The organism is Globicatella sp. PHS-GS-PNBC-21-1553 (assembly GCF_033564055.1).
Classification (GTDB): domain Bacteria; phylum Bacillota; class Bacilli; order Lactobacillales; family Aerococcaceae; genus Globicatella; species Globicatella sulfidifaciens.
Map to the genome: position 1 here is coordinate 436,039 of NZ_CP085470.1, position 12,024 is coordinate 448,062.

Here is a 12,024-nt window from a genome sequence, read left to right on the forward strand (position 1 = left end):
GTAGGTCTCAAACAAGCCATTAAAGCGCAGTTTGAGGCTACTCAACCACTGCGCTTTGAATTAAATAGATATGCCTGAACAGAATTAAAAAAGTTTTTACTTAGCCTCTTAATGTCCATCACATATTGTCAAGTGAGAGCTAACCAATTTACAGCACCCTACTAAAATCACCTAAACACTGACTAAATAATTTTACTAAAGAATAAAATTATGAAATCAACTCCTATTTTCTGATTAAAGTTTAATTCTATTCATATAGGAAATTGGTATTATTACTTAACTAACACTAACTCTTTTTAAATAGATCTTTTTCCCACGATAATTTTCAAATATTATCCTGATACTAGAAACTTTTATCCCCTTTTGCAAATCAATAATTTTTTTATAGCCAATAGTTCCAAAAGAGAATTTTGTTACTTCTCCATCTCTTTTAACAATTTCAACTAAGAATTTTTCGACTCTTTGTCCTTTCGTAATATCCTCTTGGATGATTAAATAACGAATATCTTGGGTTTCTTCAACTTCAATAATTAATTCATTGGATTCAACAAATTCAAATTGGCAATCATTTTTATACAAAATATTTTTCCCGCAATGAATAGGAAATGTTTTGTCATTTATTTTTAGTTGCCTTATTTTTTCACCTAATCCTGCTAATTCTTGCGCATCTACTTCAGAAATCAATCCGTCTTTGTTAGGAGGGACATTTAATAATAAGACACTATTACCGCCCACTGATTTTTTATATAAGTTAAATAGTTCTTCACTATTTTTTACTTGTGAATCTTGTTCAGGATGATAGAACCATTCTGGTCTTATCGAGGTGTCTGTTTCAGCTGGATACCAGATTAATTTACCTGGATAATTCATGATGACAGAACGACTCCCTAAATCTGCATCGTCATGTCGATAGGTTTGAGCAAACTCCTTATCATCCGCTTGTTGGGAGTGACTAGCGGTATAGGATGGATCTGAGTACGCTTCTGGTACCACACTCCACTCATTATTTCTTACAACGCCTGCTTCATTTCCTATCCATCGAATATCTGGTCCCATAATCGCAATTACGGCATTCGGTTGTAATTGGCGAATAGTTTGATAATAACCTAACCAATCATATTCTTGCGTTTTTCCATTGGGTCCTTCACCATTCGCTCCATCAAACCAAATTTCAAAAATGTCACCGTATTGCGTCAATAGCTCGGTAAGTTGATTAACAAAAAATTCATTATACCCTTTTCCTGTACCATAGCTTGATTCAGTCATATCCCAAGGAGAAAGATAAACTCCAAATTTCATATCATATTTTATGCAAGCATCAGCCACTTCTTTTACGATATCACCTTTACCATCTTTATAGAGTGTATTGGCGATAGTATGTGAAGTATACTGGCTGGGCCACAAACAAAATCCATCATGATGTTTACAAGTTAATATGACACCTTTCATTTCAGCAGCCTTTAAAGCGCGAACCCATTGTTCAGCATCTAATCTCTTGGGGTTAAAACAACTAATATCTTCATTGCCCTGTCCCCATTCAGCGTTATAAAACGTATTGATTCCAAAATGGATAAAACCAATAAATTCCAATTGTTGCCACTTTAATTGTCGCTCTGTAGGTACAACTTTTATTACATCCTCAATTTTCCTTCCCATAGTGTTATTTGTCATCTCCTAGTTTTGGCATTAATTAAACTTTAAATTCTCTTCAATTATAGTCTCTTGACACTCAACTATGACTTTTATTTTAGAGTAACGACGTTCTTCAAGATTTTCATCCAATCCACTTAACTCCTGTTCGCTTAATATAATGGAAAACGAAACCTGTTTTCCTTTGGGCACAAATAGTTTCTTGAACCCTTTCAGTTCTTTGACTCGTGGTATGACTTTTAAATGATGAGCTCGAATATAAACCTGAACGACTTCGTGAGCATCGAATTCACCGATATTGGCAAGTTGTCCTGTTATTTCTACTTGATACTTTTCCTCAATGATTTTATCGCTAACTTTAACGTCGCGAAGTTCAAATTTTGAGTAGGTTAAGCCATAACCAAATGGATAAGCATAACGTTCTTCTTGATCAATATAAGCATACTTATGGTGATTATCTTTATAGTTATAATAAACGGGTAAAGAACCATTTGATAATGGTATACTCATTGCTAATTTACCACTTGGAGATACTTCACCAAACAACAGTTCAGCAAAGGCTATCCCTCCCATTTCACCAGGGTATCCTAGATTAAAGAGTCCTTTGATTTTCGACTCAACTTCATTAATAATATGAGGTCGTCCTTGAATTAAGGCAACAATTATATTTTTATTAATTTTATAGATTTCATTAACTAATTCTTTTTGGCATGGTGGTAATTCAATATCAGCTAAGTCAATATTTTCGCCACTCGTCATTTCACTAGAGCCACTTAAGGCAGCGCCATTTTCATCAAATTTAGTTGAAAAATCACGCGCGCTGGCCCCACCCAAAGCAAGAATAACAAAATCAGCCTGTTCAGCAATTTCTTTTGCCTGTTCTATCAGCTCCTTAGAACCGAATGATATCATACTGCCTTTAGCATATAATACTTCAACGGGGGAGTCTTTAAGATGAGTGTTAATACCTTGTAAAATGGTAGACACAGTTTCATCTTCTTTATAGGGTGTATAGTCCCCTAACTGATTATAAGGTGCATCTGCATTAGGACCCATAACCGCTATTTTTTTTATTTTATTAACATCAATCGGTAAAATATTGTTTTCATTTTTTAGTAAAACCATTGATTCTTGTGCTAGTTGTTTATTGATTTCGCGTGATTCTTGGATATCATATCCTGTAATTTTCGTAGTTGGGGGGTCAAACAAGCCTAATTTTTCTTTTAATTTTAAGACTCTTAGTACTGCTTGATCTAAACTCTCCATCTCAAGATATTTCTTTTCAATTGCACCTTCTAAATAGGTGAAAACATTATCCCAAAGACTAATATCTACCCCACTTTTTAGAGCCCAAGCAGCTGCTAATTCACGATTGCCATCCACGAGCGAAACTAGCCGTTCTAATGCAACACCATCGGACATTACAGCTCCTTCATAACCTAATCTATCTCGAAGCATTGAATTTAATAACTTCTCATTACCATGACACGGGATGCCATCAATATCATTATAGGCAGCCATCGTCAGTCGAACATTTTCTTCAATAGCATATTTCATAGGTAATAAATGAATCTCATATAATTCACGATTCCCAATACCAGTGGGTCCCGCATTATGACCACCATAAGTCGCTCCTTGTCCCGCAAAATGTTTCAAGGTAGCCAATACCTTATCTGGTCCCAATCGTTCAGAAATATCCCCTTGAAGTCCTCTTAAAGCTGCTTTTGTAAAACGACCTGTTAAATAAGCATCTTCAGAAAAGCATTCTTCAGTTCTACCCCAACGAGGATCTCTAGAGACATCTAAAGTAGATATTAAGCCAATATGTGCACCGGTCATACGTATTTCGTTAGCCACGATTGCTTGTGCTTTTTGATAGAGTGTGGGATTCCAACTGGCCCCAACACTATAATTGACTGGAAAACTTGTTGAGTAGAGTCCTTGATGTCCATGCGGACACTCTTCACTTAACAGTACTGGAATTCCTAAACGGGTATTTTCTTTCAAATAGTTTTGAATATCATGACTTAAAGACCATGATTCTTCTTTCGTCAGTCCGTGATTAAAATCCATCATTGACCATGGGTCTGCGCGAAAGACACCATAAATAAAACCTAAGCCATCCCATCGTTCTACTTCTTTTTTAAACGTTTCGGTTAGAATCACTTTTCCATTATTTTTTTCGAAGACATCCCACCCATATAATTTTTGATTCAGTTGTCCTACTTTTTCACGAAGTGTCATTTCTTTTAATAATCGATTTATCATAAGACCACCTTACATTAATTTAATTGTTTTAATTTCATAGGGCTTAACTTCACATATAAATTGATTGTTTGAATCAATCCTTAATTCAGTTTCAACTTCTTCAAGTAAGTTACATTCATAAACTTTAGTATATGAAGAGATAACCCTAGCATTCACTTTGGTTCGACGTCCTTTAAAGTCAAAAAGTCGTACAATAATTCCTTTGCCATCTTCTGATTGTTTTAAAGTATCAATTATTATCGCATCATTCTCAAATTCAATTGGAGGTGACATTATCTGCTGATTTTCAGCGACCGGTAAAGCCACTAATGGATTATTTAATTGATAACTTTCTGCTACAACATCCGAATTCTTCCAATCACCTTGATGCGGATACAAACTATAAGAAAATTGATGATAACCAATATCTGCTTTTGGATAGGGATCAATAGGTGACTTAATTAGAGATATTCCAAATTTCTGATACTCAGTATTGTAACCATATTTACAATCTGACATTAGGGCACAACCATAATCTTCTTCCGATAAATCAATCCACTTATGAGCACACGTTTCAAATTTGGCAATATCCCAACTGGTATTTCGATGCACTGGACGCCTAATATTACCAAATTGAATGTCATGAGTACTTTCATATGCATGTATATCTACATTAAATTCAGCCCTCAATAGCTGTTGATTTTCTTGCCAATCCACTTCTGTTTTAAAATCAATTCTTCTTGAATATGCATGAAAAATCATTTCCTGTTGGATAGTAGAATGTTGATAATGTCGTTCAATAAGGAGACTAAATATCAGAGATCCGTTTTCTTTTACTTTTACACTGTTTAAATGATGAATAGTCCAACGTTTATAGGGATAATAGATATCGATGTCCCATGCATCATAATCCATCGGGATATCCTCATACACCACTAACTCATTTAATAAACCTCGATCGACATTCACCATACGCTGCACTTCTTTATCATATAAACTAATAATTTGGTAATCTTTATCAAATTCAACACAATAATAAGGAGTCTCTAATTGACGGGTTTTGTCATTATATTTAAATCTTGAATCGACTTCTTCCGATTTCGTTTCTTCCAGCCCTACTTTTACAGTGGATAATGGTTTCAAGTTAGGTAAATAATATAAGCGTTCGTGATTTGTCAACTGTTGACTTTCTAACTCTTTTTGGCCATTTAAAAGTAGACTTCCTGTTGTTTCCTTTAATTGAATATAGCCACTTTGTGAAATCCCATTAGGATTAAAGATTATTAAATCATTCTTTTCCTCAGGAGAGGGAAATAGATTGTTGTATAATTGTTCAAATGATGCAAATAATTTTTCGAAAGTAGAATCCGCTTCATCATAAACTTCTTGAATGGAACTCCCCGGTAGAACATCGTGAAATTGATGTTTTAAAACGATTTTCCATAAATTTTCTATTGCTGATTTTGGATAGTTTTCCAATTTATAAAGAGTATACAGTTTTTCAATGTTTTGTAAGTAAAATTCCGCAAAACGATTTTGACGCTTTATTTTACCGATAGAAGTATAAGTACCACGGTGATATTCAAAGTAAAGCTCACCCACCCATGTATTAAAGTTTTGTTTCTCACTCGATTTTTCCAAATTTTCAAAAAAATCAAGTGCGTTACTATTCTTCACTTTTGGTATTCCTGGTAATCCATTTTCTAATCTTTGAGCCGTTTCCAACATTTCGATAGTCGGCCCTCCCCCACCATCACCATATCCATAGGCATTCATAATAAAGTTATTTTTATCTTTATTGATATAACGATCCCAACTTTTCTTTAAAGTTAACGGATCTAACATACCATTATAGGTGGTATAAAATGGTGTAGGACTATAACCGACACTAACTGTCGGTATAAAATGAACTAACACTTCACTTCCATCTAATCCTTTCCAAGTGAAAGAATCATTTGGTATTTGATTCATTTGATTCCACGATAATTTGGTGGTCATAAAATACGGAGTATTGGTTTTAGCCATGATTTGTGGCAGTGTTGGTGAATAACCAAATACATCTGGTAACCAACAGATTTTACTTTCAATTCCTAATTCATTTTTAAAATACTGTTTTCCATATAAAAATTGTCGAACCATGGACTCACCTGAAATTAAATTAGTATCACTTTCAACCCACATCGCTCCTTCAGGTATCCATCTTCCCTCTTTAATTTGGGTTTGAATCAATTGATATAGTTCTGGATACTGTTCTTTAATATCTTGATACAATTGTGGCTGGCTTTGAATAAAAGTAAAATTAGGATAATCTTCCATAAATTTTAAAATCGTTGAAAAACTACGTTCACCCTTTTCAATGGCCTGCTGAAAAGTCCATAACCATGCCAAATCAATATGTGTATGACCTATTGCATAGACATCCACTGATGACAATTCCTTGAATTTTTGATATAAATTCAATTGTAAAATAGACTGAATGGTTTCTAAACGCTGGTAGTAATCATCAGAATAAACTTGGCGAAAATCCAATAGCTTAGTACATTTCAATAATGTTTCTTGATAAATCAATTTATAAGAATCTTCTTCAATCGCTTGCCAAGCTTCAACCGCCACTCTAAAATCCCAATAAGTATTATAAGTAGCTTGATCAATTTTATACGCTTTTATATACATTGGGAATTGCTTTTCTTCTCGTCCACTAAAGATTTCTAATCGCATTGAAACCTTTTGTCCCCAAAACTTTTCTGGAACGACAGTATGGCGATGATTAACATCTAACCCTTGAATTAGCTCTTCATTTAAATATAATTTCAACTGTGGATTAGTGCTATTATCCCATTCTGTTAGAGAGGAATAGGCTTCAATCCAGAATGTTTCGCCAATATCTAATTGTGGAACCTTAATTTCAGATAACAAAGTATAATAATTATTTTTTTGTCCAAAATAAGTTCCTAAAACATAATCTTCATTTAAATCGCCCTTAACTAATCGAACATTATGAATTGGATATTCTTCTTTTTTGATAAAATTAGCTAATTTATAATATTGTTTTCTTATATATTCAAATTCAAACATAAAATCCTCCATATGCTTAGAACAATAGCCTCTGGAATAAGAAACCAGAGGCTATTAATTATTTATTATCGACTTTTATGAATTTGCCCAACGGTCATAAGCACCTTGGTAAACTTTCACATAGTCTTCAATTCCCATGTTTTCTAAAGTTTTTAAGTAATCTGCCCAAGTGTCATCATTCAACTCAACCGTTCCAGTAATGAATTTAGCTTCCATTTCCGTTACATAAGTTGAGATATCAGTAGCATTCATACTAATTTGGTCTTGTTCATCTTTTGTTAAATAAGTGATTGGGAATGGAACTTCAGCATATGGTGTGACTTTCTCTTCCGTTTCTGCACGTAAGAATTCTGTGAATTCAGTGACATCTGGATCCTCAGGATTTACCTTAATCGCTGTTAAGTCTGTTTCATAAAGTGGTACTAAAATACCATAAGCTGGTGTGATGGTTCCACGATAATCTTCAGCTTTTTCAACATCGACTTTCTCTTCATTAAAGAGTTTTATCTCATCACCTGCGGCATTTTGTCCTTTATTCCATAGGAAACCTTCTGGTCCTTGATTAATGAATTCATATCCATCTTCTGAATAGAAATAATCAACCCATCTAACGGCAGCTGCAGGATCTTTAGCTTTATTCGTCACTGCGAATGTACCTGTTGAGAATCGCGGACTGGCAACAGCTAGCGTTTCAGGTGAAAATTCACTTGTCAATGTTTGGAACATTGGGTCATTCATCGCTTCTTTTTCATTTTCGCCTAAAGTAAAGTATGAGAAGTAGTCTTGGAATACTCCGATTTGATTATTTTGTCCTTTGGCTTTCTTTTGTTCATTAGATTGAATAAAGGTTTCTTGGTCTAATAATTTTTCAGAATATAATTTTTTCATAAATTCTAAATAGCCACGATAATTTTCAGTTGAAGGAGCAAATCTTACCTTACCATCAACCTCTTCGATAGAAGATGATTTCATTCCAAATGAAGCCATCATATATAAACGAATCGTATCTAGTTTAACATCAGTTAAAGGAATTTCATCTTGTTGCCCATTACCATTAGGATCTTCATCACGCATGCGAACGAGTAAATCATAGAATTCATCAACTGTTTTCGGAACCTCTTCCACGCCTAGTGCTTCTAACCAAGTACCGTTATACCACATTGGACCTAATGGCCAAATACTAATTGAACTATGATTAATATAAGGTAAACTATAAATATGACCGTCCGGAGCTGTGATTGATTTTTTAATATCTGGATTTTCTTCTAATACTTTGGACAAGTTTGGAGCATTTTCTGCTAATAAATCCTCTAATGGTAATAAAATTCCTTGAGAACCGTAATCTACTTCCATCCCTCGTGTTAAGTTTTGCGAACCTGCTGCAAAAATAACATCAGGAAGATCACCACTGGCAAACGCCAAATTTAGACGTGTACTAAAATCTGCCATTGGAGGTGTAATATATTCCCATTTTATATTGGTCATTTTTTCATATTCTTGTAAAGTTGGCATGTCTTTCCATTCAGCTAATCCTGTACCTGGAGCAATTAAACTCATTTCTAAAGGTTCTTCAGAAAGAGGAAATTCCGTTAAGGTGTCGGCATTAACGGGTAGTACATTCATCAGTGTTGACAACAATAAACCTGCTGCTGTTGCTTTGAATAAACGTTTTTTCATATTAAAACTCTCCTTATTTTTTATTTAATATAATTTTACAGCCATAAATTGGAAATTGCTTTTCATCATCCGGTATTGTAATATGATGGGCATCCCATTCAATTGTTTTTCCATCTGAAAAGCTTTGAACATCTTGTACTAAAGAGACTAATTCACTAGGTAACAAAACGTCGAGTGCCATTTTTTGATTACATCTAGCTTTATCGATAAACAGATTGATAACATGATCCTTTTGAGTTAAAAAATACAGATCCTTCGGTTGATAATGCTTGAGCGCACGTGTTCCATAGATTCCTTCACCGTAAATTTTCATCCAATCACCTAATCGTTTCAGTGATTGCACTTCTTCAGCTAGTAAAGTTCCTTCCGGAGTCGGTCCAACTCCAAATAACACATTTCCTCCCTTACTTACAATTTCAACCATTGTCCTAATCAATTCATCACCAGATTTGATCGTATCCTCTGGTACATAACCCCAGTCGTTGCCAATTGGGACATTACTTTCCCACGGTTTCGTTGGTATCTGATGATAGTCAGGAATTTTTCTTTCAGGAGTAACATAGTTTTCATGACGACCACCCATTGCTCGATTTACCATAATGAGCTCGGGTTGATTTTTACGAGCAATATCAGCTAATCGATCCATTTGTAAATCTTCCTTGCCTTCACCACACCAACCTGCATCTAGCCAAAGTAAATCAATTTTCCCATAGTGGGTCATTAGTTCTTCGATTTGGCGGTGAACAAAATCTACATATCGTTGCCAAATGTCAGGATATTGAGCAGTATCATAACTAGCATGACGTCCTTTTACCTCATCATCATCTAGCCAATAATATGGACTGTACCAGTCTGCTTTTGAATAATATACTCCGGCAGCCATATGATGACGACGAATCGCTGTCATGATTTCTCGATATAAATCAACTTTACAGGGACTTTGTTTGCCACAAACCTTAAATTCACTATATAAAGTATTAAATAAATTGAAGCCATCATGATGTTTGGACGTTACAATGCCATATTTAAATCCACAGTCACTTAAAAGAGCCATCCATTCATCAGCATTGAATTCAGTCGGATTAAATTCTTCAATTAAATTCCAATAGTCTAGCTTGAGTTGTTCAATCGACTCACGCCAAGCTTTAGGTTCTCTTGCCCATTCATCTTTTTCTGATAATTGCCATGATTCAACAATACCAGCTTGCGAATATAATCCCCAATGAATCAAGAAACCTAGTTTTTGATCTTGAAACCATTCTAATTTTTGTGGCAACCATTTTGATTCTGGAAACTGACTCATATCTAATTCTTTTGTTTCCTTACCTTCGACAATATCGCCACGAACTAAGTCTGACATAATCACCCTCCTTACACTACTTTATCATAAAACGCTTACAGTAATTATTCAATATGTATCTACAAATAGAATATGTAAGATAAATATTATTTCTTATAGTTTGAGATAACAGTATTCATTGCATTTAAATTTTGATCCAATCTAAATAAAATTTCCTCCACAGTTAAAGCATCTGGTTTATCACACCAAATACAATACTCAACTCCTTCTAGTAAAGACTGGTGGCCGGAAGGCAATATTTGATCATCTGAAAATAATAACGGTTGCCAACCTTGGATGATTTTATCAGGTACAGGATATTGATACCCCGCATTTTCTCCTAAAACAAAATACATATACTTATCATTGCTGTTGACCAACTGATGTCCCTTTTCAATAAAAGTACAAAGAGGTGCCATATTCTTGTTCCATCGTGTCCAATAATGAATAACAGCACGATGGTCTACTTCTACCAGACCAGAATCATTTAAGCGATAAAGTCCATCACTCCACACATGAGGGCGCAAACCTTTTGAGCAAATAAATTCAATTAATTGATTAACATATTCAATATAAAGTTCAAGTCCACTCGCTTGGGTGCCATACTTTTCGATGGCTCCGTGATATAAATCTGGATACTTTGAAATCTGATCAAAATCAATAAATTCATCTACCCCAATATGGAATCCTGAACTTTCATTAAACAAATCGATATATTCATCTATTAATGAAAGCACCAATTCCACTGCCTTGGGATTAGTAATGTCCAGTGCATTATTGGGAATACTAAGAGTACTATTTTCTACTTTAAGACGTAATTCAGGTTGTACTTCTAGCAATGGTTTCAAATGACCTGGAGTGTCCAGCTCTGGCAAGATTTTAATTTGTTTTGCTTTTGCCTCTCTAATAATCAGTTTAACTTCTTCTTTTGATAAATGATTTTCTGCTACCATTTCAGAACAAGTGTCACATTCAATACGGAATCCCTCATTATCACTAAAATGCCAATGTAACGTATCAAAGCGATGTTTATCCATAATATCAAGGATTGCTATCATCTCTTTGAAATTAAAATATTTACGTCCCGTATCGACCATTAAAATTTTTTTCATTACTTATCCTTTCAGTGAACCAACCATAACCCCTTTTACAAAGTATTTTTGTAAAAATGGATACACAATAATAATAGGTAATGTTGAAACAATCATAACACCATATTTAATGACTTCACTTAACTGTTGTTTTGAATAAGCTAACTCTGCCATTGATGAGTTCATCATACTTGAAGTTGCACTACCAGTGGACGAAAGATCTTGTAACACTAATATTTCTCTTAGAATCATTTGTAATGGATATTTTGCTTTGTCCGATAAGTAAATTAATGCGCCAAAGAAACTATTCCAGTGTCCAACACCATAAAACAATCCCATAACTGCTATAATCGGCATTGATAGTGGTAAGATAATTTTGATAAACATTGTTAAATCATTACAACCATCGATAATCGCTGCTTCCTCTAATTCACGTGGTACATTTGTCTCAAAGAAAGTCCGAGTCACAACAATATTATACATTGAAGCTGCTCCAGGTAAGACCATCGCCCAAATTGTATCAAGCAAGCCTAAATTACGCATTAATAAATAAGTTGGGATCATCCCACCACTTATAAACATCGGAACTATCATAAAATTCATTAGAAAGTTGCGTCCAAAAAAATCTTTTCTTGCTAATGCATAAGCACAAGGAATTGTGACCATTAAGTTAATTGCAGTTCCTAATAAAGTATAAATAATAGTATTTTTATACCCTGTCCAAATTTGTTTGTTTTCAAAAATTGCTTCATACCCCATCCAAGTAAATTCTTTTGGAAATAACCACATCTCTCCTGAATTCACATGATAAGGATTACTGACAGAAGCACTCAATATATAAATTAATGGATATAAGACCAGTATTAAAGCAATTAATAAGTAAAGATAAACAAAAAATAAATATACACGGTCTTTAAATAACAATTTTTTTCCAAACAATTAAAC

The 12,024-nt window shown here is 34.2% G+C and carries 7 protein-coding genes; all 7 read right to left on the reverse strand.

The genetic code is table 11. From position 1 onward, the window contains the following. Positions 1–276 precede the first annotated feature (276 nt). A complete protein-coding gene (locus LB888_RS02050) occupies positions 277–1,656 on the reverse strand; it encodes an alpha-L-fucosidase (protein ID WP_318753407.1) in 1,380 nt (459 codons plus the stop codon). Between the two features lie 30 nt (positions 1,657–1,686). Then, entirely contained in the window at positions 1,687–3,918 is a 2,232-nt protein-coding gene (locus tag LB888_RS02055) for a glycoside hydrolase family 3 N-terminal domain-containing protein (RefSeq protein WP_318753408.1), read from the reverse strand. A gap of 9 nt (positions 3,919–3,927) precedes the next feature. Next, positions 3,928–6,972 carry an alpha-mannosidase gene (locus tag LB888_RS02060; protein WP_318753409.1) on the reverse strand — a complete coding sequence of 1,015 codons (3,045 nt, stop codon included), beginning with the start codon at positions 6,970–6,972 and terminating at the stop codon, positions 3,928–3,930. A 75-nt stretch (positions 6,973–7,047) separates the two neighbouring features. Then, positions 7,048–8,649, reverse strand: a complete 1,602-nt coding sequence (locus LB888_RS02065) for an extracellular solute-binding protein (protein WP_318753410.1) — start codon at positions 8,647–8,649, stop codon at positions 7,048–7,050. Between the two features lie 13 nt (positions 8,650–8,662). Continuing rightward, on the reverse strand, positions 8,663–10,009 hold the full coding sequence (locus LB888_RS02070) for an alpha-L-fucosidase (RefSeq protein WP_318753411.1): 1,347 nt from the start codon (positions 10,007–10,009) through the stop codon (positions 8,663–8,665). Between the two features lie 86 nt (positions 10,010–10,095). Next, positions 10,096–11,100, reverse strand: a complete 1,005-nt coding sequence (locus tag LB888_RS02075) for a family 20 glycosylhydrolase (RefSeq protein WP_318753412.1) — start codon at positions 11,098–11,100, stop codon at positions 10,096–10,098. Positions 11,101–11,103: 3 nt separating this feature from the next. Continuing rightward, complete coding sequence (locus tag LB888_RS02080; RefSeq protein WP_318753413.1) at positions 11,104–12,018, reverse strand: carbohydrate ABC transporter permease; 915 nt, start codon at positions 12,016–12,018, stop codon at positions 11,104–11,106. Positions 12,019–12,024 lie beyond the last annotated feature (6 nt).